This is a genomic window from Melioribacter sp. Ez-97 (assembly GCF_051488665.1).
In the GTDB taxonomy this organism is placed as follows: domain Bacteria; phylum Bacteroidota; class Ignavibacteria; order Ignavibacteriales; family Melioribacteraceae; genus Melioribacter.
Genome location: NZ_JBPSEG010000002.1, coordinates 292,438 through 318,923, shown reverse-complemented (window position 1 = coordinate 318,923; position 26,486 = coordinate 292,438). Strand labels below are relative to the sequence as shown.

The 26,486-nt window shown below is 42.4% G+C and carries 29 protein-coding genes and 1 tRNA gene; 28 read left to right on the top strand and 2 right to left on the bottom strand.

All coding sequences use genetic code 11. The features are described 5' to 3' along the window. The first annotated feature begins 90 nt into the window (after positions 1–90). From lysW to ACSSWA_RS03635, 20 genes are all read left to right on the top strand, one after another. Positions 91–258 carry a lysine biosynthesis protein LysW gene (gene lysW / locus ACSSWA_RS03730; RefSeq protein ID WP_437355237.1) on the top strand — a complete coding sequence of 56 codons (168 nt, stop codon included), beginning with the start codon at positions 91–93 and terminating at the stop codon, positions 256–258. Beyond that, a complete protein-coding gene (locus ACSSWA_RS03725; RefSeq protein ID WP_437355236.1) occupies positions 259–1,419 on the top strand; it encodes a homocitrate synthase/isopropylmalate synthase family protein in 1,161 nt (386 codons plus the stop codon). It begins immediately after the preceding gene. 48 nt (positions 1,420–1,467) lie between these two features. Next, positions 1,468–2,313: a lysine biosynthesis protein LysX gene (gene lysX / locus ACSSWA_RS03720; protein ID WP_437355235.1), complete on the top strand. Its 846-nt coding sequence runs from the start codon at positions 1,468–1,470 to the stop codon at positions 2,311–2,313. After that, on the top strand, positions 2,313–3,359 hold the full coding sequence (argC, locus tag ACSSWA_RS03715; protein ID WP_437355234.1) for an N-acetyl-gamma-glutamyl-phosphate reductase: 1,047 nt from the start codon (positions 2,313–2,315) through the stop codon (positions 3,357–3,359). Before lysX ends, argC begins: the two co-directional genes overlap by 1 nt. Positions 3,360–3,370: 11 nt before the next feature. Beyond that, on the top strand, positions 3,371–4,015 hold the full coding sequence (locus ACSSWA_RS03710) for a class II glutamine amidotransferase (protein WP_437355233.1): 645 nt from the start codon (positions 3,371–3,373) through the stop codon (positions 4,013–4,015). Further along, positions 4,006–4,797 carry a [LysW]-aminoadipate kinase gene (locus tag ACSSWA_RS03705; RefSeq protein ID WP_437355232.1) on the top strand — a complete coding sequence of 264 codons (792 nt, stop codon included), beginning with the start codon at positions 4,006–4,008 and terminating at the stop codon, positions 4,795–4,797. The genes ACSSWA_RS03710 and ACSSWA_RS03705 overlap by 10 nt, the downstream gene beginning before the upstream one ends. Positions 4,798–4,806: 9 nt before the next feature. Continuing rightward, complete coding sequence (locus tag ACSSWA_RS03700; RefSeq protein WP_437355231.1) at positions 4,807–5,961, top strand: aspartate aminotransferase family protein; 1,155 nt, start codon at positions 4,807–4,809, stop codon at positions 5,959–5,961. Positions 5,962–6,087: 126 nt separating this feature from the next. Further along, positions 6,088–6,456 carry an NADH-quinone oxidoreductase subunit A gene (locus ACSSWA_RS03695; RefSeq protein WP_437355230.1) on the top strand — a complete coding sequence of 123 codons (369 nt, stop codon included), beginning with the start codon at positions 6,088–6,090 and terminating at the stop codon, positions 6,454–6,456. Beyond that, on the top strand, positions 6,447–6,956 hold the full coding sequence (locus ACSSWA_RS03690) for an NADH-quinone oxidoreductase subunit B (RefSeq protein ID WP_437355229.1): 510 nt from the start codon (positions 6,447–6,449) through the stop codon (positions 6,954–6,956). Before ACSSWA_RS03695 ends, ACSSWA_RS03690 begins: the two co-directional genes overlap by 10 nt. A gap of 5 nt (positions 6,957–6,961) precedes the next feature. Continuing rightward, positions 6,962–7,453 (top strand): NADH-quinone oxidoreductase subunit C, encoded by a 492-nt coding sequence (locus tag ACSSWA_RS03685; protein WP_437355228.1) that lies wholly within the window; start codon positions 6,962–6,964, stop codon positions 7,451–7,453. Positions 7,454–7,455: 2 nt separating this feature from the next. Next, positions 7,456–8,706: an NADH dehydrogenase (quinone) subunit D gene (nuoD, locus tag ACSSWA_RS03680; RefSeq protein ID WP_437355227.1), complete on the top strand. Its 1,251-nt coding sequence runs from the start codon at positions 7,456–7,458 to the stop codon at positions 8,704–8,706. Between the two features lie 31 nt (positions 8,707–8,737). Next, positions 8,738–9,211: an NADH-quinone oxidoreductase subunit NuoE gene (gene nuoE / locus ACSSWA_RS03675; protein WP_437355226.1), complete on the top strand. Its 474-nt coding sequence runs from the start codon at positions 8,738–8,740 to the stop codon at positions 9,209–9,211. Positions 9,212–9,228: 17 nt separating this feature from the next. Next, complete coding sequence (gene nuoF, locus ACSSWA_RS03670; RefSeq protein ID WP_437355225.1) at positions 9,229–10,557, top strand: NADH-quinone oxidoreductase subunit NuoF; 1,329 nt, start codon at positions 9,229–9,231, stop codon at positions 10,555–10,557. Positions 10,558–10,632: 75 nt separating this feature from the next. Continuing rightward, entirely contained in the window at positions 10,633–11,187 is a 555-nt protein-coding gene (locus tag ACSSWA_RS03665) for a flavodoxin family protein (protein WP_437355224.1), read from the top strand. Positions 11,188–11,389: 202 nt separating this feature from the next. After that, a complete protein-coding gene (gene glmS / locus ACSSWA_RS03660; protein WP_437355223.1) occupies positions 11,390–13,222 on the top strand; it encodes a glutamine--fructose-6-phosphate transaminase (isomerizing) in 1,833 nt (610 codons plus the stop codon). A gap of 17 nt (positions 13,223–13,239) precedes the next feature. Then, positions 13,240–14,559: a cyclic 2,3-diphosphoglycerate synthase gene (locus ACSSWA_RS03655; RefSeq protein ID WP_437355222.1), complete on the top strand. Its 1,320-nt coding sequence runs from the start codon at positions 13,240–13,242 to the stop codon at positions 14,557–14,559. Further along, positions 14,556–15,503 (top strand): carbamate kinase, encoded by a 948-nt coding sequence (arcC, locus tag ACSSWA_RS03650; protein WP_014854832.1) that lies wholly within the window; start codon positions 14,556–14,558, stop codon positions 15,501–15,503. The genes ACSSWA_RS03655 and arcC overlap by 4 nt, the downstream gene beginning before the upstream one ends. A 46-nt stretch (positions 15,504–15,549) precedes the next feature. After that, positions 15,550–16,482: an ornithine carbamoyltransferase gene (gene argF, locus ACSSWA_RS03645; RefSeq protein ID WP_437355221.1), complete on the top strand. Its 933-nt coding sequence runs from the start codon at positions 15,550–15,552 to the stop codon at positions 16,480–16,482. A gap of 84 nt (positions 16,483–16,566) precedes the next feature. Next, positions 16,567–16,642: transfer RNA gene (locus ACSSWA_RS03640), tRNA-Phe, on the top strand. A 396-nt stretch (positions 16,643–17,038) separates the two neighbouring features. Next, positions 17,039–17,704 carry a CDP-alcohol phosphatidyltransferase family protein gene (locus ACSSWA_RS03635; RefSeq protein ID WP_422881360.1) on the top strand — a complete coding sequence of 222 codons (666 nt, stop codon included), beginning with the start codon at positions 17,039–17,041 and terminating at the stop codon, positions 17,702–17,704. 31 nt (positions 17,705–17,735) lie between these two features. Here the strand turns inward: ACSSWA_RS03635 and ACSSWA_RS03630 are convergent, their stop codons facing one another. Both ACSSWA_RS03630 and ACSSWA_RS03625 read right to left on the bottom strand, forming a co-directional pair. After that, positions 17,736–18,896 carry a hypothetical protein gene (locus ACSSWA_RS03630; protein WP_437355220.1) on the bottom strand — a complete coding sequence of 387 codons (1,161 nt, stop codon included), beginning with the start codon at positions 18,894–18,896 and terminating at the stop codon, positions 17,736–17,738. Positions 18,897–18,914: 18 nt separating this feature from the next. Continuing rightward, the gene (locus ACSSWA_RS03625; protein ID WP_437355219.1) at positions 18,915–20,240 is read right to left on the bottom strand and encodes a multiheme c-type cytochrome; all 1,326 of its coding nucleotides are present in this window, start codon (positions 20,238–20,240) and stop codon (positions 18,915–18,917) included. 157 nt (positions 20,241–20,397) lie between these two features. Here ACSSWA_RS03625 and pgeF point away from each other — a divergent pair, with 157 nt between their 5' ends. The 8 genes from pgeF to ACSSWA_RS03585 are packed head-to-tail and all read left to right on the top strand — an operon-like array spanning position 20,398 to position 26,419. Then, positions 20,398–21,135, top strand: coding sequence for a peptidoglycan editing factor PgeF (gene pgeF, locus ACSSWA_RS03620; RefSeq protein ID WP_437355218.1), 738 nt, complete (start codon positions 20,398–20,400; stop codon positions 21,133–21,135). Between the two features lie 3 nt (positions 21,136–21,138). Continuing rightward, a complete protein-coding gene (locus ACSSWA_RS03615) occupies positions 21,139–22,053 on the top strand; it encodes a DMT family transporter (protein ID WP_437355217.1) in 915 nt (304 codons plus the stop codon). Beyond that, positions 22,050–22,418: a dihydroneopterin aldolase gene (gene folB / locus ACSSWA_RS03610; RefSeq protein ID WP_437355216.1), complete on the top strand. Its 369-nt coding sequence runs from the start codon at positions 22,050–22,052 to the stop codon at positions 22,416–22,418. The genes ACSSWA_RS03615 and folB overlap by 4 nt, the downstream gene beginning before the upstream one ends. Then, the gene (folK, locus tag ACSSWA_RS03605) at positions 22,408–22,911 is read left to right on the top strand and encodes a 2-amino-4-hydroxy-6-hydroxymethyldihydropteridine diphosphokinase (RefSeq protein WP_437355215.1); all 504 of its coding nucleotides are present in this window, start codon (positions 22,408–22,410) and stop codon (positions 22,909–22,911) included. The genes folB and folK overlap by 11 nt, the downstream gene beginning before the upstream one ends. 11 nt (positions 22,912–22,922) lie before the next feature. Then, on the top strand, positions 22,923–23,573 hold the full coding sequence (locus tag ACSSWA_RS03600; protein WP_437355214.1) for a deoxynucleoside kinase: 651 nt from the start codon (positions 22,923–22,925) through the stop codon (positions 23,571–23,573). Beyond that, positions 23,566–23,781: a hypothetical protein gene (locus tag ACSSWA_RS03595; RefSeq protein WP_437355213.1), complete on the top strand. Its 216-nt coding sequence runs from the start codon at positions 23,566–23,568 to the stop codon at positions 23,779–23,781. The genes ACSSWA_RS03600 and ACSSWA_RS03595 overlap by 8 nt, the downstream gene beginning before the upstream one ends. After that, entirely contained in the window at positions 23,781–24,866 is a 1,086-nt protein-coding gene (locus ACSSWA_RS03590; protein ID WP_437355212.1) for a glycosyltransferase family 9 protein, read from the top strand. Before ACSSWA_RS03595 ends, ACSSWA_RS03590 begins: the two co-directional genes overlap by 1 nt. Further along, positions 24,863–26,419 (top strand): Ppx/GppA phosphatase family protein, encoded by a 1,557-nt coding sequence (locus tag ACSSWA_RS03585; protein ID WP_437355211.1) that lies wholly within the window; start codon positions 24,863–24,865, stop codon positions 26,417–26,419. Before ACSSWA_RS03590 ends, ACSSWA_RS03585 begins: the two co-directional genes overlap by 4 nt. Positions 26,420–26,486: the final 67 nt, after the last annotated feature.

The window sequence follows — 26,486 nt, the reverse complement described above, 5'->3', positions numbered from 1 at the left end:
GTGCATAAAAATTATTTTTATAATTTTGTAAAGGCGCAAAAATTTTTTTATTTTTGCAATTAATTTTTCCCAAATTAATGAGGTCATGTTATGAAAGCGGAATGCCCGGTCTGCGGCGCAGAAATAGAATTAGCCGAAGGAACCGTTACGGGTGAATTGCTCGAATGCCCCGATTGCGGAACCGAACTCGAAGTGATTTCGTTAGACCCGCCCAAATTAAACGAAGCCCCTCAAGAAGAAGAAGATTGGGGTGAGTAATTGGTCTGGGTTCTCGATTCCACATTAAGAGAGGGCGAGCAAACGCCGGGTGTTTATTTCGATAAACACATCAAGCTGGCAATAGCAAACATGCTCGACGAAGTGGGCGTCGATATAATCGAAGCGGGACACCCGATGGTCACTCCCGAAATACACGCAGCCGTTAAATCGATTGCTCAAAAAGATTACAAGGCGATCGTCGGGGCGCATTCGAGATCTCTAAAAGCCGATGTCGATCTGGCTCTCGAATGCGGCGTTAAATTTATCGGCATTTTTTATTGCGTATCGGACGAGCGTCTTAATACAGTATTCAAAAAAGATCTTAATACGGCAATTAATCAAATTACCGACGTAATAAAATACGCCAAATCCCAAAAACCGAATTTACTTGTGCGTTATACTCCCGAAGATACAGTGCGCTCCCAATTTGAAAACGTTGTAACCGCGGCGGTCGCAGCAGTGGAAGCCGGAGCGGATATTATAAGCGTTGCCGATACAACCGGTTATATGGTGCCCGGAACTAAAAGGAGTATGTACGATTATATATCGCGTTTGAAAGATGAGTTCGCCAAAAGGAATTTGAATCCCAAAGTCGCAGTCCATTGCCATAACGACAGGGGACTGGCATTGGCAAATTCGCTCGACGCTTACAGGGCTGGCGCCGATATAATCGACGCGGCTACTCTCGGATTAGGAGAACGCGCCGGTATAACCGACCTCGCGCAACTGCTCGTCGTCCTTACGGTTGATTTCGGAGAAAACAGATGGAACTTGAATAAATTGCCTGAATTGTATGATCTGGTCAGTAAACATTCCGGAGTCCCGATTCCCCATAATTTCCCTATGACTGGCAAAAATGCATTTACGCATTGCGCAGGCGTTCACACTCACGCGGCTTCGATAAATCCGATGCACTACGAAAGTCTTACGCCCGAAATTTTAGGACGTCAGCGAGCCTTTGCTCTCGACCATATGTCCGGTATTGCATCTCTCAGATATGCTCTCGGTCTCATCGGCGAAAATGAGCTTGACGAAGAAATGCAGAACGATATTCTAAAAGAAGTTAAAGCCGTAGGACAACGCGGCAGAACAGTTGACCTTTCCGAACTTAAACATATCGTCGACGCTGTAAAACATCATCAGACCTATAAACATATTTGATGTTTTATAGCTCTTCTAAATAAATTACAATAAGAGGAGATTACTAAAATGAAAGTCGGGTTACTTCATTCATTATTAAGAAAAGATGAAAAATTTTTAATAGACGAATTTAATAAAGTTAAAGGCGTCGAACTTGTTATGATTGACGACAGAAAGGTCAAGTTTAATATCGGCAAAGACAAATTTGATGTGGATGTAATCGTAGAAAGGTGCATAAATCACTCGAGAGCTTTGCACGGTTTGCGACTGTTCGAAGCTGCCGGCGTAAAATGCGTAAATTCTTATAAAACGGCTACTATTTGCGGCGATAAACTTTTGACTTCAGTAGCACTGGCTGAACACAACGTTCCTCAACCCGAAGTACGAATTGCATTTACCGAAGAATCGGCTCTTGAAGCGATTGAAGAAATGGGATATCCTGTTGTTCTCAAACCCGCCGTCGGTTCATGGGGAAGATTGCTTTCAAAAGTTAACGACAGGGACGCCGCCGAAGCTATTCTGGAACACAAAACAATTTTGGGCTCTTATCATCATTCGATTTTCTATATTCAAAAATACGTTGAGAAAAAAGGAAGAGACATTCGCAGTTTTGTCGTCGGCGACGAATGCATCGCGGCAATTTACAGAACGTCGCCTCACTGGATTACAAATACAGCTCGCGGCGGTAAAGCCACGAATTGTCCCGTAACAAATGAAATTGCAGAAATTTCATTAAACGCCGCTAAAGCCGTAGGCGGCGGAATAGTAGCTATCGATATTTTCGAAACCGATGATGGATATATGGTGAACGAAGTGAATTATACAATGGAGTACAAAAACAGCATCGATACGACGGGCGTAAATATACCAGCTAAAATGGTCGAATATGTATTAAAAGTCGCCGGAGGAGAATAATGGAAAAATTGAAAGTTTCTATTGTCGGAGCTTCCGGATATACGGGCGGCGAATTGTTGAGATTATTGCTGTTCCATCCGAATGCTGAAGTTAAGCAGGTCACTTCGGAATCGTATACCGGGAAATTTGTCTACAAAGTTCATCCTAATTTGCGCAAAGCCACACAGTTGAAATTCTGCTCGGTTACCGAGCTTGAAGAATGCGACGTATTATTCCTTTGCCTGCCTCATAAGAGCTCGCAGAATAAAATTGACGACTTTATGAAACTCGCTCCGAAAATAATCGACTTGAGCGCGGATTTCAGACTGAAAAACAGCGAGGAATATAAAAAGTGGTACGGACACGACCACGCTCGTCCCGACCTGCTGGATAAGTTTGTTTACGGAATTCCCGAGCTTCATCGCGAAGAAATGAAAAAGGCAAATTATATTTCGAGCGCAGGATGCAATGCCACGGCTTCCATTCTCGGTTTGTATCCGCTTTATAAAGAAGGTTTGGTCGAAGAAGACAAAACCGTTATCGAAGTGAAAGTCGGTTCGAGCGAAGGCGGCAATAAAGCAAATGAAGGTTCTCATCATCCCGAGCGCAGCAATGTTGTTCGCTCTTATATGCCGACGCGGCATCGACATACTGCAGAGATAATTCAGGAACTGAGTTTCGGAAAAAATATTAACGTCCATTTTTCTGCGACGGCAATCGACCTTGTAAGAGGTTTGCTTGCCACTTGCCATCTCTTCCTGAAAGAAAATCTTGAAGAAAAAGACATCTGGAAAATTTATCGCAAATATTATTCTGAAGAACCGTTTATCAGAATCGTCAAGGAAAACGAAGGAATTTACAGATTCCCCGAACCGAAGTTATTGGCAGGAACGAATTATTGCGACATCGGTTTTAAGAAGGATGAATTGTCGAACAGACTGGTCGTAATAAGCGCAATCGATAATCTGATGAAAGGCGCCGCCGGACAGGCTCTGCAGGCGTTCAATATTATGAACGGATTCGATGAAAAAACCGGGCTCGAATTCCCGGGTCTTCATCCAATTTAACCGGACCGGATATGTGCCGTTTATTCTATCTTAATTCGAAAGAAAAAATTAATGCCAGAGAATACCTCGAAAAATTTGCCCTTATTTCCAAAAACAGTAAGGAATTTCAGGGGCACGGATGGGGTATGGCGTATTGGATCGACGGCGAACGTAAAATTTATAAGAATATTAAACCGATCTGGGAAGACGACCTTTCGCAATTCGGATTTACGAACAGAATTATTGCGCACGCCCGCAGCGCTTTCAGGGATGAAGGTATAGTTGTTGGAAACAATATGCCTTTTTACGACGATAAGTATGTTTTTATTTTTAACGGAGAATTGCGAGGCGTAAGAATAAAAGAAGGAGGAAGAATAGGCGCCGAAAAAATTTTTAATTACATTAAAAGGTTCGACAAGGGATCGATTAAAGACGCAATCCTGAAAGGAGCTTCGATAATCGAAAAGAAAAGCGCTTATATAAGAGCTATGAATATCATTTTAGCCGATAACGACTTCGCTTATGTTTATTCTAAGTTCGGCGAAGACCCCGATTATTTTACAATGCACAAAAAGATTGAGGACGATCTCGTTCTCGTTTGTTCGGATCCTTTCCCGGGTGAATCCGGCTGGCAAAAAATTGAAAACGAATCAATAACGGAGTTCAAATGCTTTTGATTAAAATCGGCGGCGGGGCGGATATCAATATAAAAGGAATTATAGAAGACCTCGCCAAAATTGACGACAAATTTATTTTACTGCACGGGGCAAATGCGTTGCGCGATAACATAGGCAAAAAGCTCGGGTACAACAAACGCGTTGTTACTTCTGTTTCCGGCTACGATTCCGTCTTCAGCGACGAGGAAACAATCGATTTGATGATGATGACATACGCCGGACTCAGAAATAAAAGAATAGTCGAATTGTGCCATCAGAACGGAATAAACGCCGTCGGTTTAAGCGGGCTGGACGGAAAAGTTATGGAAGCCAAACGCAACAGCGGCATTCGTGTGCGGGAAAACGGCAAAACGCTTTTGCTAAGAGATTTTTCGGGCAAGCCGAAATCGATCAACAAACATTTGCTCGATCTGCTCCTTGAAAACGGTTATACGCCGGTTTTGTCGGTGCCTTTGATTGACGAAAATAATTTCGCCGTTAATTCCGAGAACGACGATATTCTGGCTCTCCTTCAGAAAGAATTTAATGCGGATAAAATAATTTCGCTGATTGAAGCACCGGGATTCTTACTCGACAAAAACGACCCGGAATCCTTGGTTAAAAATATTTCCCGCTATGAACTTGAAGCGATGGAACAAAAAGTTGAAGGCAGGATGAAGAGAAAAATACTTGCTCTTAGAAAATTGTTCGAAGGCTCGCCTACTACCGTTATAATATCAGACGGCAGAACCGAACATCCTGTGGACGACGCTCTTAACGGAAAAGGAACAACAATTTCATAAAGGTGTGTTATGAAAGACTTCAAAACTCTGCAGCAACAATACGAAATCGACGTTTATCCGATGAGGGACGTGGTTTTTGTAAAAGGAAAAAATTCCAGATTGTGGGACGACAAGGGAAACGAATATATCGATTTGTCTTCCGGAATCAGCGTCGCAAATATCGGACATTCCAACGAACAGGTTGCGCAAGCAATCTCCGAACAGGCGCATACTCTAATCACTTGCGCAAATACGTTTTATAACGATAAAAAAGCGCTGTTCCTGGAAAAACTTTTTTCTGTTGCGCCTAAAAATCTTAAAAAAGCATTTTTAACCAATTCCGGCGCCGAAGCTGTTGAAGCCGCAATCAAGTTTGCCAGATTTACCACCAAAAAGAGAAATTTCATTGCCGCTATGAAAGGATTCCATGGCAGAACAATGGGAGCGCTGAGCGCGACATTTAAGAAGGAATACAGAGAAGCATTCGAACCCCTTGTGCCCGGCTTTTCTTTTGTACCGTATAATAATTTTGAAAAATTGACGGAAGCCGCTGATGAAAACACCGCGGGTATTATTCTCGAAGTTGTGCAGGGGGAAGGAGGAATTAATATCGGCGACAAGGAATATTTCCGGAAAGTACGCGAATTGTGCGACGAGAAAAATATTTTGCTCATCATCGACGAAATACAAACCGGCTTTTGCAGAACAGGAAAAATGTTTGCAATCGAACATTACGGAATCGAAGCCGATATGATGACGCTTGCAAAATCAATTGCCGGAGGTTTTCCGATGGGAGCCCTGCTCTGTTCCGATAAAATTCAGATCGAAAGAGGGAAACACGGCTCGACTTTCGGCGGAAATCCCCTCGCATGCGCAGCCGGAATTGCAGCTATCGACTTTATGGTGGAAAATAAATTATGGGAAGCATCGGCAGCGAAAGGAAAATATTTCAGGGAAAAGCTCGAAGCTCGTCAACTATCCAAAGTAAGAGAAATACGCCAGATCGGTTTGATGATTGGCATTGAGCTGAAAGAAAAAGTTCAACCGTACATTGTCGAATTACTGTCGCAAGGAGTCGTAACGCTGCCTGCCGGCGCTACGGTTTTGAGATTGCTTCCTCCCCTTACGATCGATTATTCCGATCTCGACGCAGCCGCCGATAAAATTGCCGCGGTATTGGCGTAACCGAAAGGCTTTCTCACCATATACAAAAAACTTCCGGGTGAGAAAGCCTTCCCTTTTTAATTGAGATACTTTGACTTTATACCCTCTTTTAGCTTATTTTACCGAATAAAAAAAATAGATTTACTCATGTTATTAGACTATCTCCCAATTTTTCTGGTGCTTGCATTTTCCGTAATCGTAAGTCTGGCAATAGTCTTTTCTTCACGGTTATTCGGACCTTACAGACCCAACAAAGTAAAAAATCTTTCGTATGAAAGCGGTAAAGACCCGGTAGGCAGCACCCACGAGCGAATTTCTGTAAAATATTATCTTGTCGCAATGCTGTTTATAATTTTTGATATCGAAGTTATTTATGTTTATCCGTGGGCTGTCGAATTCAGAAATATGTTCCATTCGCACGGATTATTCGCTTTTATGCCGATGTTTATCTTTTTGGTTGTACTCGAGCTCGGGTATTTGTACATCCTTATGAAAGGAGGATTGAAATGGGATTAGAAGCCAAGCTGACGCAGGATGGTTTTATTACGACAACGATCGACGCAGTTATAGCGTGGGCTCGTAAAAGTTCCGTCTGGCCGATGCCGATGGGTATTTCGTGCTGCGCTATCGAAATGATTGCTTCGGCGGACCCTAAATACGACCTTGCGCGATTCGGTTCCGAAGTTATGAGATTCACGCCGCGTCAATGCGACCTGATGATTGTCGCCGGCACGGTTACGTATAAAATGGCTCAGGTGGTCAGAAGAATTTACGACCAGATGCCCGAACCCAAGTGGGTTATTGCAATGGGAGCCTGCACTTCTTCAGGCGGGATGTATCGTTCTTATAACGTCGTTCAGGGTATCGACCAGTTTCTTCCCGTCGATGTTTATACTGCGGGATGCCCGCCGAGACCGGAAAACCTGATAAATGCGGTTATGACTATTCAACAGAAAATTGCCAAAACCCGCGCGCGGGATTTTCAGGACAAACCATTATTAGAACTGCAGAAATAGATAATATGGATCAAAAAAATATTACTGAAAAAATCAAAGCGAAATTTGGAGAATCGGTTTTTGAAATTGCTGAATTCAGAGGCGACGTTTCAATATCCGTTGACCCGAACAAAATAGTTGAGATTGCCGGCTTTCTTAAAAACGACGAAGAGCTTCAATTCGTAATGTGCAAGGACGTTACGGCAATCGATTGGGCTACTCGCAAAAATCGATTTACCGTCGTTTATCATATCTATTCGTTTAAAAATAATTTTAATCTCAGAATCAAAGCCAACATTTCTGAAGAACCGCCTGCGATCGATTCAGTTACTTCTGTTTGGCGAAGCGCAAACTGGTACGAACGCGAAACTTACGATATGTACGGCATTAGTTTCCGGAATCATCCCGATTTGAGAAGAATGTATATGCCCGAAGGATTCGAATATCATCCTCTTCGTAAAGAATTTCCTGTCTTAGGAATACCGGGCTCATTACCACTGCCAGAAAAACCGGAATAACTATGACGAATAATAAAAAAGTTTATACCGACGAAAAGATTTACAAAAAATTATTGGAAGATTCAAACATAACCATCGAAGACGCTCTCGAAAACGAGATGGTTATCAATATGGGTCCTCAGCACCCGGCTACTCACGGAGTGCTCAGACTATTACTGCGCATCGACGGCGAAACAGTGGTTAACTGCGTGCCGGAACTCGGCTATCTGCATCGCGGTTACGAAAAGATGGCAGAAGAGATGAGTTATATCGAATTTATTCCTCATACCGACCGCCTCGACTATACGGCTACAATGTGCAATAACGTCGCTTATGTTCTGGCTGTTGAAAAGTTATTGGGAATCGAAGCGCCGAAACGCGCTCAATATATCCGTATGATGGTAGCGGAGTTATCGCGTATTGCGGCTCATATGGTCGCCATCGGCACATACGCTATGGATGTGGGCGCCGTTACTATGGTGATGTGGACATTCCGGGAACGCGAAAAAATTCAAAATATTTTCGACCGGCTTGCCGGAGCGCGATTTACAACGAGTTATACCAGAATAGGCGGAGTCGCATCCGACGCGGACGACGAAACTCTGAAAATGGTGCGCGATTTCCTCGACCAGTTCCATCCGGCTTTGGAAGAAATGGATAAACTTTTGCTCGCAAACAGAATTTTCATAGACCGACTTGAAGGCATCGGAGTTCTTACCAAAGAGGACGCAATCGAATTGGGAGTTACCGGTCCCAATCTGAGAGCTTCCGGAGTGGCATACGATGTTCGCAGAGCAAAGCCCTATTTGTTTTATGATGAAATGGATTTTAATATACCTGTCTATACCGAAGGCGATTGTCTTGCGCGTTATTTCCTGAGAGGCGACGAGGTTCGGGAAAGCGTCAAAATTCTTTATCAAATTCTCGATAAAATGCCATCGGGTGAAGTTATGGCAAACGATCCGAAGCACGTACTGCCTCACAAGACCGAAATTTACACGAAGATGGAAGAGTTGATACACGACTTTATGATAATTAATTACGGAATTAATCCTCCTGAAGGCGACGTTTTCTTTTCGGCCGAAAATCCGAAAGGAGAATTGGGATTCTATATTGTCAGCAACGGCAAAGGAAATCCATGGAAATTGAAAATTCGTTCGCCCTCGTTCTGCAACTTGCAAGCAATAGCGCAACTTTGTAAAGGCGCCATGATATCGGATGTTATTGCAATAATCGGAAGTCTCGACCCCGTTATGGGCGAAGCCGATAAATAATTATTTAAATAGCTGTCGGGAATAATTGAATATGAGTTTTAAATTTACAGAAGAAAATCTCAAGCGAATAGAAGAAGCTCGTAAAAAGTATCCGGAGTCGTTAGCTGCCGTAATGCCGGCAATCTATATTGCGCAGGAGCAAAACGGTTATATTACTAACGAAGTTATGGCTGAAATTGCCGATGTGCTCGGTATCGACAAAGTGGACGTTCTGGGGGTCGTAACATTTTATACTATGTTTCATACTAAACCCGTCGGCAAATATCATATTCAGGTTTGCACGAATGTCTCGTGTATGCTGCGGGGCGGTTATGAAATTTGGGAACAGGTTAAAAGCAAACTCGGAATCGATAATATGGAAGTGACACCCGACGGGAAGTTTTCGATCGAAGAAGTAGAATGTATGGGCGCATGCGGCTATGCGCCTATGATTGCGGTCAATGAAGATTATTATGAAAATTTGACAAAAGAAAAAGTTGAAGAAATTCTCAATTCTCTGAAATAATATCAGGTCTATTGATAATGGAAAGAATTGTATTACCCGAAATACCGAATTTAAATCAAATCGACGTCTATCTTCAGAATGGCGGTTTCGAAGCTGCTAAAAAAGCTTTTTCCCAATCTCCCGACGATATTATCGACCATGTGAAGAAATCCGGATTGAGAGGAAGAGGCGGCGCGGCGTTTTCGACGGGTTTGAAATGGAGCTTTATGCCTAAGACTACGGATATGCCCAAATATCTTTGCATTAACGGAGATGAAAGCGAACCCGGTTCATTCAAAGACAGACAAATTTTCGAATACAATCCTTTCCAATTAATCGAAGGCGCTATCATTGCTTGTTACGCTATTGGAGCAAAAACCGCATACCTCTACATTCGAGGCGAATACCATAAATGGATTAAATTGATGCAGCAGGCTATCGATACGGCTTATGAGAGAGGTTATCTCGGCGAAAAAATGAAGAGCACATTCGGCGTCGATTTTCATTGCGATTTATATATTCATAAAGGAGCAGGCGCTTATATCTGCGGTGAAGAATCTTCATTAATGAATTCGATTGAAGGAAAAAGAGGCTATCCGCGCGTCAAACCGCCTTTCCCGGCTCAAAAAGGTTTATGGGGATGCCCTACTACAATAAACAACGTAGAGACAATTACAAACGTACCGCCGATAATTTTGAAGGGGTGGGAATGGTTCTCCAAAATCGGAGCGCCGAAACATCCCGGCACTCTGCTGTTTGGCATTAGCGGACATGTAAACAAACCCGGCGTTTATGAATTGCCTACGGGTATTTTGTTAACGGAATTAATTTACGATGTAGCGGGAGGCGTGCCGGGCAATAAGAAAATAAAATGCGTTATTCCGGGCGGTTCTTCTATGCCTCCGCTGAGAGGAGACCAACTAGAAGGAATAAGAATGGACGCCGAATCGCTTAAAGAAGCAGGCTCGGCTATCGGTACGGGCGGCGTTATCGTTATGGACGAGGATACTAACCTCCTCAAAGTTTTGCTAAGAATTACTCACTTCTATCATCACGAAAGTTGCGGACAGTGTACGCCGTGCCGCGAAGGCACAGGATGGATGGAAAAAATTCTGAAAAGAATTGACCAGGGTAATGGCACTTCGAAAGACCTCGATTTGTTGGTAAGCGTCGCTCAGAATATCGAAGGAAATACGATTTGCGCTCTCGGAGACGCCGCCGCATGGCCGGTTAAATTTATGATTCAGAGATTCAGAGACGAGTTCGAAAAATATGTTAAGCCTCAGGTTGTAATCCCTGTTCCGAACAAAGTGCATTCAATGAGATTTACTAAAATTTCTCTCGACGATATAGTTTTGAAATCATAAGACTTTTTATCTGTAACTGCTTGAATTGCAGGGCATTTTAAAAATTTTTATACAAAAAAATTTCTCAGGGCAGAGATGGGCAAAGTACTTATCCTGTATTACAGCAAGGACGGCAATACGGAAAAAATGGCTAAGTACGTTGCGGAAGGAGCTTCGCAAATTCCGGACACCGAAATTCGATTGAAAGACACCAATACCGCTTCGAGAGAGGATATAATTTGGTGCGACGGAGTGGCTGTCGGTTCGCCGACTCATCTGGGAATTCTATCTTCCGGGATGAAAAAATTCTGGGAAGATTTGCTCCCGGATTGGCAAAGAATCGACGGTAAAATCGGCTGCGCATTCAGTTCCCAGGGAGGCTGGGGAGGCGGCGGCGAATTAACCTGTATGTCGATTCTGACGGTTTTGATGAATTACGGATTTCTGGTATTCGGCGTTACTGATTATAGCGGTCATCAGTTTACCGCTCATTACGGAGCCGTTCAAGCCGGCGAACCGAGACTCGATAAAGAAATTGAAGCGTGTCGACGTTTAGGAAAACGCCTGGCTGAATGGGTAGCCGTATATGCCGACGGGCGAAAAGAACTTCATCCGTTGAATAATCTTTATAAGAGAAATCCATGGGATTGATTTAAGGGCGGTATTGACTATTCACAAAGATTTTTTATAAATTCTGATAACAAATTTTTGCGAATATGTTAATTAAGCACCCTCATAAAACAAACAGACTCTTTATTTCCTCGGAACTCCTTCTGTTGCGTCCTTGCCCTGACCACTAATTTCCTTATATTGAAAATCATTTTTATTTAATCAAAACATAGGAGAACCATCTATGTGTGGTATTGTTGGCTATATTGGCGACAAGAATTGCGTTCCTATTTTAATCGAGGGGCTCAAACGCTTGGAGTACCGGGGTTACGACTCGGCGGGAATCGCTGTTGTCGGTCGGGAAGAATGCAGGGCAATCAAAACAAAGGGCAAAGTTTCCGAGCTGGAAAAAAACGTCTATTCACAAAATATATCCGCTAATTTGGGCATCGGTCATACCCGTTGGGCTACTCACGGCGAGCCGAGCGTTACAAACGCGCATCCCCATAGCAATAAAGAGCAAACTCTTTTTATTATTCATAACGGCATTATTGAAAATTACTCCACGCTAAAAAATAATTTGATTAATGAAGGCTATACTTTCGTCAGCGAAACCGACACCGAAGTTCTGGCGCATCTAATCGATTATTACCTGAAACTGAAAAATAATTTATTCCAGGCGGTACGCTACGCGCTCAACGAAGTTGAAGGCACTTACGGGCTCGCCGTCATATACAAAGGAGAACCCGACAAAATTATCGCCGCAAGAAAAGGTTCGCCTCTGGTAATCGGGATAGGGAAAAACGAAAATTTTATCGCTTCCGACGTGAATGCTCTGATTGTTCATACCAGTCAGGTCGTTTATCTTGAAGACGGCGAAATTGCCGAAATCTATAAAGACCATTTCCACGCAAAAACAATTCACGACGAAGAAATTATCAAAGAAATTCACAAGGTCGACATGAACGTCGACGAAATAACAAAAGGCGGTTACCCGCATTATATGCTCAAAGAAATAATGGAACAGCCCGATTCGATATTTAATTCGATGCGAGGCAGATTGCTCTTCGAAGAAGGAATTTCCAAACTCGGCGGACTTCAGGGATACGAGGACAGGATTGTACGATCGCAAAGAATTATTATTTCGGCGTGCGGCACATCCTGGCATGCGGGGCTTGTGGGCGAGTATATGCTTGAGGAATATGCGGGCATTCCGGTGGAAGTCGAATATGCCTCTGAGTTCCGTTACAGACACCCGATAATTCGTCCCGAAGATACCGTAATCTTTATATCCCAAAGCGGCGAAACCGCGGATACGTTGGCTTCGCTCAAGGAGGCTAAGAAAAAGGGCGCGCTCTGCCTCGGTATTTGTAACGTTGTCGGAAGCTCGATTGCTCGAGAAAGCAACGCCGGCGTTTATATACACGCGGGTCCCGAAATAGGAGTGGCGTCGACCAAAGCGTTTACTTCCCAGTTGGTGGTTCTCTCATTGATTACTTTGTTGCTTGCGCGCAAGAAAAATCTGAGTCTTATTGAAGGTCAAAACATTATACGCGAAATGCAATCGCTGCCCGAAAAAGTTAAAAAAATTCTTGAATCGAACGACCAGATAGAAAAAATTGCCGAAGAGTATATGTCGTGCAGAAACTTCCTTTATTTGGGACGAGGATATAATTTCCCCGTCGCTCTGGAAGGAGCTCTCAAGCTGAAAGAAATATCCTACATACACGCGGAAGGTTATCCCGCAGCCGAAATGAAACACGGACCGATTGCATTGATAGACGAAAATATGCCGGTTGTTTTTATTGCAACCAAAGATGCTGTTTACGATAAAGTTATCAGCAACATCGAGGAAGTTAAAGCCCGCAAGGGAAGAATTCTGGCTATTGTTAACGAAGACGACGATTATATTGAGAAATTGGTCGACCACGTTATAAGAGTGCCTAAAACAATTAATATGCTTCAACCGATACTAAGCGTTATTCCGCTTCAGCTGCTTGCATATCATGTGGCTGTAAAGAGAGGATTGAATGTAGATCAACCCAGAAATTTGGCTAAAAGCGTAACTGTAGAATAAATAAACTGAGGTGTAGTATGACTAAAAGAAAAGTAATTATTATGGGCGCAGCCGGACGCGATTTCCATAACTTCAATGTCTATTTCAGGGACAATGAAAATTACGAAGTTGTCGCTTTTACGGCAACACAGATTCCCAATATCGAAGGAAGAGTTTATCCCGCGGAATTGGCGGGCAAGCTTTATCCCGACGGTATTAAAATATACGACGAGAGCGAACTTGTCGATTTAATCAAAACACTCAAAGCCGATGAAGTCGTCTTCGCTTATTCGGATGTGCCTTTTGAGTACGTGATGACTAAAGCGTCGATTGTTAATGCCGCCGGCGCATCGTTCAGATTAATGGGCGCTCAGGAAACTATGATTAAAAGCAGCAAACCGGTTGTATCGGTGCTTGCCGTAAGAACCGGATGCGGTAAATCTCAGACTTCCAGAAAAATAGTAAAATTATTGTCGGAAGCGGGAAAGAAAGTTGTGGCAATTCGTCATCCTATGCCATACGGCGACCTTGTTAAACAAAAAGTACAGCGTTTTGCATCCTACGAAGATCTGGATAAATATGAATGCACAATTGAAGAGCGCGAAGAATACGAACCTCATATTGCAAGAGGCGGCGTAATTTATGCGGGAGTCGATTACGAAGCAATTCTAAGACAAGCCGAACAGGAAGCTGACATAATTCTCTGGGACGGCGGCAATAACGATATGTCGTTTTATCATTCCGACCTTACTTTCACCGTTGTCGATCCGCATCGTCCGGGTCACGAATTGAGATATTATCCGGGCAATACTTCGCTTCGAATGGCCGATGCCGTTATCATAAATAAAATCGATTCGGCAACAAAAGAAGGCATCGAAACGGTAAGGGAAAACGTCCGCAATGTAAATCCGAATGCGGTTATAATCGAAGCGGCTTCTCCCATTACAGTCGATAAACCAGAGTTGATAACCGGAAAACGCGTTCTGGTTGTTGAAGACGGTCCGACTTTGACTCACGGGGAAATGAAGTACGGAGCCGGCACCGTAATAGCCCAAAAGCTGAATGCAAAAGAAATAGTCGATCCCAGACCTTACACCGTTAAGTCGATTGCAGACACTTACAAAAAATATCCGAATATCGGCGTTCTTTTGCCGGCAATGGGTTACGGCGAACAGCAAATTAAAGATCTTGAAGAAACAATTAACCGCACCGATTGCGACTCGGTTGTAATCGGCACTCCGATAGATCTTGGACGAATACTCAAAATAAACAAACCGACAACGAGAGTAATGTACGAACTCGACGAAAAAGGCGAAAATACTTTAGAGTCCGTGTTAAGGTCAAAAGGATTGTTATGAATAAAATAGCCGTTGTCGCATTGGGCGGTAATGCCCTGCTGAGGGGGGACGAAACCGGAACAATCGAGCAACAGGAAAAGCATACGCTTGAAACGTGCGAAAAATTGATCGGTCTGTTACGGAACGGTTATAATCTCGTTCTTACTCACGGCAATGGTCCTCAAGTCGGCAATATATTGCTGAGAAACGAAGCCGGCTACAATCAATTCAATATTCCCAAAATGCCTTTAGATATTTGCGTAGCCGATTCCCAGGGAGGAATCGGCTACATGATTGAAAGGCAAATGAGAAACGCCATGAGTAAGACGGACATTCAAAGGAACGTCCTGGCGATTATTACTCAGGTTCTTATTGACATCAACGACCCGGCGTTTCAAAATCCGACAAAACCGATCGGCAGATTTTATTCAAAAGAAGAAGCCGACGATTTATCCGCGCGGAAAGGTTGGATATTCAAAGAAGATTCAGCCAAAAGAGGATGGAGAAGAGTTGTGCCTTCGCCCAAGCCTGTCGATATTATGAATAAGCAGGTAATAAAAGAAATGGTCGAACGAGGTCATATCGTAATTGGCGTGGGCGGCGGAGGAATACCCGTCTACTGGCATCAGGATACGAAATATCTTGAAGCCATCGAAGCTGTTATCGACAAAGACCTGGCGTCGGGACTTCTGGCAAGCGAAATAAAAGCCGACCGTTTTTACATCATTACGGACGTGCCGAAGGTCTATATAAATTACAAAAAGGAAAATCAGAAGCAGCTCGATAAATTAACCGTTACAGAAGCCAAAAAATTATACGACGAAGGACAATTTCCGCCAGGAAGCATGGGCCCGAAAATTCTCGCCGCCATTCAATTTGTAGAAAAAACAGGCAACGAAGCAGTTATTACAAACGAAGAAGAAATAGAAAAAGAGAATTGCGGGACAAGAATTATTCCGTCCTAACCAAATCTTTTTTATTTTTGCATTAAATTAAAATTTCAGGTGACTTATGGCAATCAACATGAAAGGGAAAGATTTAATTTCCATCAACGATTTAACATTAGAAGAAATTTATCAAATATTCGACTTGTCGAAAACTTTGAAGGAAAAGCAATTAACCGGCGAGCCTCATCGACTGCTGGAAGGCAAAACGCTCGGTATGATTTTTCATAAACGTTCGACAAGAACCAGAATATCTTTTGAAACCGGAATTTACCAGTTGGGCGGTCTAGGGCTTTATTTCGGACCGGACGATTTGCAGCTCGGAAAGTCCGAAAATATTCACGACACGGCAAAAGTGTTGTCGAGATATCTCGACGGTATTATGATCAGAACATTTTCGCATGACGATGTAATTGAGTTAGCCAAATACGCGGATATCCCGGTAATCAACGGTTTAACGGATTTGCTCCATCCCTGTCAGGTATTGACCGATCTTTTTACGATTCTTGAAAAGAAAAGAAAACTGCAGGGATTAAAACTCGCTTATATCGGAGACGGCAACAATATGGCTCACTCGTTGCTTCACGGCTGTTCGAAAGTCGGAATGGATATTGCAATAGCTTCTCCATCCGGTTATACGCCCAAGAAAGAAATAGTGGATAATTCCCAAAAGAATGCGGATTACATGGGAAGTAAAATCATTATTACTTCCGACCCGGTAGAAGCCGTAAAAGACGCAGACATTGTTTACACAGACGTATGGGCAAGCATGGGACAGGAAGCTGAAGCTAACGAGCGCCGCAAACATTTTGAAAAATATCAGGTCAACAGCGAGTTGGTTAAAAATGCAAAAGACGATTATTTGTTTATGCATTGTTTGCCCGCTCACAGAGGCGACGAAGTGACTGACTATGTAATCGACTCTGCTAACTCCGTAGTCTTCGACGAAGCCGAAAACAGATTGCACGTACAAAAAGCAATTATGGCTCTCGTAATGTAATTTTGTGCGAAAATGTTTTGATTTTATTTCTCTTTTTCTATAGATTTGTTGCCACAATTTAGTGGCAATATGCTGTTTTAGGTTGGGCAGATAGCTCAGTCGGTAGAGCAAAGGACTGAAAATCCTTGTGTCGGCGGTTCGATTCCGTCTCTGCCCACCATTAAAAAAGGATGAGAAATCATCCTTTTTTGTTTTTAAAGAAGATACGGCGGTGAGATGGAGTTTACCACGACGGAGGTGTGGTCTCTGCCCACCATTAAAAAAGGATGAGAAATCATCCTTTTTTGTTTTTAAAGAAGATACGGCGGTGAGATGGAGTTTACCACGACGGAGGCGTGGTCTCTGCCCACCATTAAAAAAGGATGAGAAATCATCCTTTTTTGTTTTTAAAGAATTGGCGCGTTACCATGATAAAAGCAGGGCTTCAATAAAAAATTCAGACAAAAATTAAACGTCGAATATATTGATTCTTTCTAATGTATTCGAGAGATAATAATGGAAAGTTATAAGTATTTCTTATATTTCTTTTAATAATTCACAATATTTTAAGAGAGCAATGCAAAAACCGCACGAAAGAATTAATGATATTTTGTTGGGACCGCTCGAAAGACCCGCGCTCAAGTGGCTTGCATCCAAAATGCCGGAATTTATGACGCCGGACAAATTAACGTTATTGGGATTGTTTGGTTCTTTCCTTACAGGATGGAGTTATTATATGACCAACTACGATAAAAATTATCTGTGGTTGGCAAGTTTAGGACTCGTAATAAATTGGTTCGGCGACAGTCTCGACGGAACATTGGCTCGGTATCGTCATATCGAAAGACCGCGTTACGGTTTTTTTATCGATCACACGCTCGATTCCATAAGTATGATTTTCATTGCCTTCGGAATAGGTCTTTCACCGTACGCGCAGTTTGAATTTGTATTAATGGCGCTTCTCAGTTACTTTCTTATGTCGATACTTGTATATATCAGAACTTATATCCAGGGCGTCTTCCGATTGTCTTATTACAAAATCGGACCAACCGAAGTAAGAGTATTTATAATAATTTTGAATACGATTCTTTATTATTTCGGCGCTTTCCCGTTTTTATGGGGCAGAAGGATTGTAACCGTAATCGATGTGGCTGCCGTTTTATTGGCTTCGGGCTTATTTATTATTTATGTTGCTTCTGTAATAATCGAAGGGCAAAAACTTAAAGCCGAAGAAAAAAAATGAGTTCCCAATAATTATTGGGAACTCATTGATCTCAAAACGCCGAGATTATACCAAGGCTGAACTGAGCGAATTCATTCTTAATGTTGTAAGTGCATTCGCCTATCAATCTTATGTTCCGGTTCAACAAATGACCGATACTAAGAGTTGCGGTTTTATAGTCGAGAGGATTCCATTCGGAATCGACCCAGTTGAATAGAGCGACTCCGTACCATTTGCTTTCGTCTCCCAGGGGACTGAAAATCAATTCTGCCATGCCGCCCTGGGTTTCTATGTCGTTGTTAAAGTACGTGGCTTGCTTGTCGTTCCGGTAGAGATATTGAACGTTCAGTTCCCATATTTGTTCATACGATAAAGTAAAATCTGCGCCCCATGAATAAAATTCGTTTGTGAAATTGTAGCCGAAATCGTCCTCGATTTCGTCGTTTCCGTAATAACCGAATGCTCCGAGTCTTAGATTATCGTTTACGTCCTGTGATATTCTCAACAAAACGTTTTTATATTTGTCGTCGTCGAATATTTTCAGATTATTTGCTTCCCCGATTCCGTTGCCATTGAGTATCTCCAGGATGATATCAGTTCCGCTTGGAGCGCCGTACGTTATCATTAATCCTCTGTCGTAAGTTAAGGCGGCTTTGGCATATCCCGGTTTGGCTTTGTAGATCGAATAGTCTTCGAGCGTAAGTCTCAACTCTCTTTTAAACAGCGGGTCGGACACCTGGAATTGACCCAAATAAATATCGAGGTCGTATCCGAACAGGTCGTTATACATAAGAAAAGCATCTTCGATGCCTGCCACTTCGCCTCTTTCGCTAAAAAAGAAATAGAAATAATATGAAATCTTATTCGACAGTTCGCCTCCCGAAAGTAATTTTAAGATATACGGAGCTGTAAAGTCAAATTTGTCAGAATTGTTCATATTGTAAGTTGTGTAGCCTTCAAGACGAACTGCAAGCGGCAGTTCTCTGATAAGGGATAGATCGTCGTCGCCTGTGTTAATGTAATATCGCGGCGCTTCCTGATCGGATAATCTGAAACCGTTGCCTGCAAATTCGTCTCCGTAAGGTTTCAATTTAGGAAAAGGAGCGTGGCAAGTTTGACAGCTCATTCTGTATTTTCTGGCAAAAGCAGGTATGCCGTAAATGAATTCAGCCGAAAAAATAATAAGCGCGAATAAGAGTATTAATTTTTTCATCTTATAGCCCGCGTTTTGTTATGGTAAAATTTCGATTTCGGTCGAGTGCCTGTTGACTTCTACAATTCTCGATTCTTCTTCCGGAACCCCGAGAAAATCGGCTACCGGTTTAACCAACAACTGATAATTTAAAACGGCGGTCACTTTGAGTTTGCCCGGCGGCATGTCGTCCGGTATGTGAAAAGTGAACGTTTCCAATTTGGTTTCGCGCGGACCGATTCTGTAATCGACGCCTAAAGACGCAGTGTTCCATTGTTGAATAGTCATTCTGCCCTGAGGATCGAAGTAAGGCATTCTGAAAATTCTGTCGCCTTCGGGCACACCGTCGCGTTCGACTCCTTTGAAATCCGGATTGCCGAGCGCAATTCCCATATCCTGATAAGCGAGTTCTTTACTTGCTATTGTATATTCTTCCCCTTCGAAGCCTTTTTTATCGACCGGCAGATGATAAACTTTTCCGTTTGCATCGACTGCTTCCACATGCAGCCATACTATACGATCTTCTACTGACCCGGTAGGAAATTTATGACCCGTTTTTTGATTGAAAAGAGCCAGCGTAAATTTTACGGTTTCGCCGGGTTCGGCTTCGCGCATATCCGGATTGATACGCAGTTCAATTACTCCGCGTACTTTGCCCGGATCGTGCGCGCCGTGAAACAGATGAAGTTTCGCATCTTTATATGCGGGTCCCATCGATGCGGTTTTCATTTCGCCTTTTGTCATATGACAATCCTGGCATTGTACGCCTTCTTTGGCATACGGTCCTTCTTTCCATTCCAGATGAGTCGATTTTACCCAGACGCCGTAGGGACTTTTTTCGTTGTGGCAGATGCCGCAAAAATCTCCGCTCTTATGAAGCTCCGTAACGACAATTTCGTGCACGGGCGAATCAACGCTGTTTTTTCTCGACGTAAACTTGGTTTTACCCGGGTCGATGATATAATTGAAATTATACGGTACGTCTCCGGAATAGCCTTTAATGCTGTGACAAACATCGCACGAGACCGATTCGTTTGCGCGCGAATTCTCTTTTGGCAGGGGAGGGGGAGTATCGCCTGTAACATAAGCGATAGGCGAATGACAGCCGTTGCAACCGGCTTTTACTTCCGCCACTTTCTCGTCCTTCTCAGCGTGCGGCACAGCCAATTTGAAATATTCTATTTCGTCCCATTCGTGAGTATATGCCCGGGACATCATTGCCTGTTTCCACTGTTGATAAAAATCGTTGTGACACGACCTGCAGAATTCGGGTTTCTTAAAATCTTTATAAGAAAATTTCCCTTGCTCGGGTTGAGCCGTAATAGTTCCGGCAATCATTAATAATAATACTATTAGTTTCTTCATATAACCCTCCGGATTTTAATGAGAGGCAAATCTCCTGTTTAATTTAGCCATCGAATTTGGAAGTGTCAAGAATTATTTTTTTTATCTAAATTTTATTCTTGATAATTCCGGCGTTAATTTTATTTTTATAATTATCTAGATTTTCATAAGCGGATTTATGATAAAAATAATTCAAAGCAAGCTGTTTCAACAATTTGACAATCTCGTTTTCGGATTCTCGACTAAGATAGGGCTCGAAAGAAAAGCTCCGTATTATTTTAATATGTCGTACAACGTTGGAGACGATGCCAACAGAGTGAAAGAAAACCGGGAAGCATTTTTCGGATGTCTTGGAATAGCGTCCGAAAATGTAGCATATCAAAAGCAAATCCATTCGGATATTATAAAAGTTGTGGACAAAGGCGGTTTTGTCGGAGAATCCGACGCAATGATAACAACCCAGCCGGGTATAGCAATTGCAATCTCTGTCGCGGATTGCATCCCGGTTTTCTTGTACGATAAAAAGAAAAAAATAATTGCAGGCATACATTCAGGCTGGCGCGGCACAAAAGCAAATATCTTGGGTAAAACGCTCGATTATTTACTGCATAACTTCGACGTTAATCCCGATTCATTGTTCGTTTATTTAGGTCCCTCGATATCGAGGGATAATTATGAAGTCGGACAGGAGGTTGCGTCTCAGTTCGATGACAAATATTTTTTGAAGAACGACGGGAAATATTATCTGGACTTGAAAGGCGTATGTGTCGACGTTTTGCTCAATTACGGCATACCCGAATCGAACGTCGAAATTTATGAGGGATGCACATTTAAGGAAAAAGATTTGCTTCACTCTTACCGCAGGGACGGCAAACTATCGGGCAGAGCGCTCGGAGTAATTTATATGAAGGAGTAAAATTTGGAAAACTTAAAAATTGCAGGCGGCTATATTTTGATATGTATTATTTGGGGCTCTACGTGGCTGGCAATTCGACTGGGGCTCGATTCGATCGACCCGATTATATCAGTGGGTATACGATTTCTGTTGGCTTCCGGTTTTATCTATTCTTTGATGAAATTCAACGATTTAGACCTTCAGGTAGATAAAAAGTCTGTCAAAATTTATTTGATGCTGGCGTTCTTTTCATTTATAATTCCGTTCGGATTGGTTTACTGGGCTGAACAATTTATACCCTCCGGGCTTGCTTCGATATTGTTCGCGATAATGCCTTTCGGCGTGATAATATTTTCGCGATTAATGCTGCCGCAAAACCGCGTTAGTTTAAGCCAAATTGCAGGCGTGGTTCTGGGCTTTGCTGGAATCGTGATAATTTTTTCGGAAAATATTAATATCGAAATCACAAATTATTTGTGGGGAATGATTGCCGTGCTCGTAAGTTCGATGATGCAGGCTTTTATTGCGGTTGCAATGAAGAAACACGGAGGTCACCTGCATCCGCTCTCAATGAATTTTCTACCCCTCTTAATTGCCGGTATTGTATTGATCCCGGTAGCGTTTGTATTCGAAAATCCGTCTGAATGGATTTTCGACGCAAAATCGATAGGCTCGATTTTGTACCTTGCTTTCTTTGGCACTGTTATTACGTTTACGACATATTACTGGTTGTTAAAAAGAATGAACGTTGTGATACTTTCTTTAAGCGCGTTTATTACTCCGATTATTGCGGTTATTCTGGGATGGCTGATACTCGACGAATATTTTTCTAAAAGAGTAATAATAGGAAGTTCTTTAGTGCTTATCGGAATATTATTTGCTAATTTTAAAGGGTTAATAAAATATTTTCATATGCGCAGGAGCAGAGTGAATATATGACGAATATTATCCGGATGAAGAATGCCGTTTTCTATGCGTATCACGGCGCCTTGCAGGAAGAACAAAACATCGGCGGTAAGTTTGAAGCGGACGTCGACATCTATACGGATTTCTCCGAAGCCGCCGCAAAGGACGATCTTAAACTTACAATCAATTACGACGAAGTATATAAGTACATCAATAGTCTCGTTTATCATAAAAAATTATATTTGATCGAAACTTTGGCGACAATTATTGCCGACGGATTATTGGAGAAATATCCTTCAATAAAGAAAGTTGCGGTACGCGTAAGAAAGCATCACGTTCCCGTCGGCGGTGTAATCGATTATGTCGAAGCGGAGGTAGTTAAGGAAAATGGTAGATAATATCTATATCGGTCTCGGCTCGAACAAAGGAAATCGCATTCAGTACCTGAGAGAAGCCGTTAAAAAAATCAAAGAGCACGAAAGTTGCAAAGTTCTTGCCGTCTCCTCGGTCTACGAAAGCAAACCGTACGGCAATCCCAACCAGGAGAATTTTTATAACGCGGTAATTGAAATCGATACGGGTCTTGGAGTAATCGGTTTGTTTGAATTTCTTAAAAGCATCGAAAAGGAATTGGGCAGAAAAGAAGACGACGTAAAATGGGGTCCGCGCGAAATCGACCTCGACATACTTTTCCTCAATACTTTGGTCTACGACACCGGCGATATTATTATTCCCCATCCGGAGGTTTTCAAAAGAGATTTTGTAATTGTTCCATTATTGGAAATTGCGCCGGATTACGTGCCGCCCGGTCAAAAGAAAAAACTGAGGGAAATTGATTTCTCCGATCTCGATCGATATATTATCGGCAAACTCGATTCAACTTTAATATAAGGCGTTTTACGGTGCAGGATATCAGATACATAGCAATCGAAGGCGTTATAGGAGCGGGTAAAACGACGCTGGCAAAAATGCTTGCAGAAAAGCTCGACGCCAATCTGATTCTCGAAGAATTTCAGGAAAATCCTTTTCTCGAAAAATTCTACGAAGACCGACATCGCTATGCGTTCCAGACGCAAATGTTTTTTCTTATCAATCGTTACAAACAACAGCAGCGGCTCAACCAGCAGGATTTATTCGCGCGTTATATCGTATCCGATTATATTTTCGACAAAGATAAGATTTTTGCATATCTCAATTTACAGGGAGAAGAATTAAAACTCTACGAGTCGATCTTCCCTTTATTGGAAAGGGATATTCCGAAACCGGACTTGGTGATTTTTCTTCAGGCGAGCATCGACCGATTGATGAACAACATCAAAAAACGAGCCCGGCCTATGGAAAAACACCTGACCCGGGCTTACATTGTAGAATTGTCCGAAGCCTACAACAATTTCTTTTTCAAATACAGCCAAACTCCTCTGCTTATTGTCAATACATCTGAAATCGATTTTGTAAATAATAAAAAGGATTTCGACGAACTTTACGAGCAGATATTCAGGGAAGACAGAGGATTTATCGAGTATTTCAAACCGGAGGCGAGCAATAATGATTAGTATTTTGAGAGTTATTATATGGATACTGTTAATAACGATAATTTACAGATTGATTAAAACTGTGTACCGCGTCCTCAAATCGAGCGGTTCGGAATCGCATAAGAAACCTGAGTCCGGAAAGAATTCTAAATATAAAATCAATAAAGAAGACGTAATAGAAGCAAAATTCGAAGAAATTAAACCGAAAGAAAATAATAATAATTCCTGATGCCCCGTCAAAATAAAAATCCTTTCGAATCATTTCTGAAAAAGTATTTCTCAGCCGAAAGCCTGAACGACTTCGACCTGGGTCAGCCGAAAAGAATCCTGATTGTTCGTCAGCATAATCAGCTCGGAGATATGCTGGCAAGCGTCTCCCTTTTCAGAGCGGTTAAGGAATCGTTCCCGGAGGCTGAAACGACTTTGATCGCAAGTCCCGAAAATTTTTATGCTGTAACGAAAAATAAATTTGTCGACAGACTCTTTGTCTTCGATAAGAAAAAAATATTCAATCCCTTTTACCTTATAAAGTTATTTCGCATTTTGCGGAAAAAATACGATGTGGCGATAGTGCCGGCAACCGTTGCAATTTCGAAAACAAGTTGCATCTTGGCGGTATTTTCGAACAGCGGGATTAAGATAGGTCCTGCTTCTTTGAACGGCAAGGAAAATTACATATCGTATTTGTTTAATTACAGGATTGACCTCGACTGGCGGGTTAACCCGGACGCTCATGTTTCGGACTTTATCCTTGATATTGTCAGACCGTTTAAAGTATCGACTAAAGATTTCAAATCCGGGATCGAATTCGACAAAAAAGATCTCGACTATGCCCGGAAATTCGCGTCGCGACTCCGGGGAGAAACGCTGATCGGGTTTCATGTAGGCGCAGGAAAGCCTCAGAACAGATGGCCGATGGAAAACTTTCTGAAACTGATTCTGTATGTAAAAGAAAAGTTCAAGGCGAAAATTTACTTTACAGGAAGCTCCGCCGATAAAAACGAAATTGAGTTCCTCCGGAATAATATCGATTTTGAAGTCGGATATTTTATTAACCGAAGCATCCCTGAAATTGCCGCTTTGATTTCCATCAGCGATCTTTTTATTACGAACGACACCGGAATAATGCATGTGGCGGGAGCTACTAATACTCCGCAGATTTCGCTTTTCGGGCCGACGAATCCTTTCAATTGGGCTCCTCTGGGAAATAATAAATTTTTCCTGAGAAAATCCGACCTGGTTGCGGACATCAGCGTCGAAGAGGTTATATCTTTATGCAACTCCATTTTAAATTCACGGGATAAAGAGCAATGATAAATAAAAATCTTGCCGCCATCGATATCGGCACGAATTCGTTTCATCTTATTGTGGTTAAAATTAAGAACAAAGGAAATTTTGAAATTATCGACCGCGAAAAAGAAGTTATTCGACTCGGCGAAGGCAGCAGCACCGATATTAAAAAAATACTGCCCGAAGCGATGGAAAGAGCAATCGACTGCCTGGTACGATTCAAGGAAATTGCCGTTTCGCATAACGCGGTTATTCGGGCAGTTGCCACAAGCGCCGTTAGGGAAGCGCACAATCGAAACGAATTTATAGAATTGGCAAAGCAAAAAACAGGAATTGATATAGAAGTAGTCAGCGGGCACGAAGAAGCCCGTTTGATTTATCTGGGCGCATTGAAAGCCCTTCCGATTTATGACAGCAGAACTTTGCTCGTGGACATCGGCGGCGGCAGCACCGAATTTGTAGTGGGATTGAAAGGGCGCATCGATTTCTCGGTCAGCTTGAAATTGGGCGCCGTGCGGCTTACTGAAAAATTTTTCCCGGATTTCAAGGTAACTAATTCGCGCATCGAAACCTGCAGAAGATGGGTGGAAGGCGAAATCTTTCCACTGGCAAATCAATTGAAACAATACCGTCTCGATAAAATTGTCGGTTCTTCCGGCACAATAATGTCGTGCGGGTTTATGATTAATGCCAAGAAGAAAAAGCCAAACGAAGCGGCAATTCTCAACAATTTTACTTTTTCCAAAAGCGAATTAAAGGAAGTCGTCAAAGAAACGCTTTCCAAAAAAACGCCTGAAAAAAGAAAAAAAATAAAAGGGCTCGACGAAAAACGCGCCGATATTATTCCCGCAGGCGTTATAATACTCGACACGATTTTCGATCTGCTCGATATCGACGAAATGACAATTTCCGGATATGCCCTTCGCGAAGGCATAATCATCGATACGTTGCAAAAGAGCGCGTCGGAAAAATCGAAGCCGGTGCTGGCGAATATTCGCAAGGAATCCGTTATGCATCTGGCTGAGAAATGCGAATACGACAGAAAACATTGCATTCATGTGTCGCGATTGGCTTTGGAGCTTTATGACGACCTTGTTCCGCTTCATAAATTAAAACCGGAATGTCGAGAGTACCTCGAAGCCGCAGCGATATTGCACGACGTCGGCTATCACATTTCCCATACAAATCATCATCACCACAGCTATTATATAATTAAGAACAGCGAGCTGCTCGGTTTTTCTGAAAACGAAATCGACATAATAGCTCACACCGCCAGATATCACAGAAAAAGTCATCCCAAACCGGGGCATTCTGAATTTATGAAATTAAACCAGGAGACAAGAGAAACGGTAAAAAAACTTTCGTCGATCCTGAGAATTGCCGATTCTTTCGACAGGACGCACAGAAAGATTGTAAGCCATCTTAACGCTTCGATCGAGAGCAAGAGAGTAAAAATTACGGTTACGCACAAAAATAGTATGGAACCTGCCATCGAGTTGTGGAACCTGGAGCGCAGGAAAAAACTGTTTGAGGAAGTCTTCGGCAAAAAGGTTTATACCGAATTGGTGAAACAATGAGCATAAAGAGTCATCTTTTTTTGCATTATAATAAGTCACTTCATTATATTTGACTATAATTTTTCGA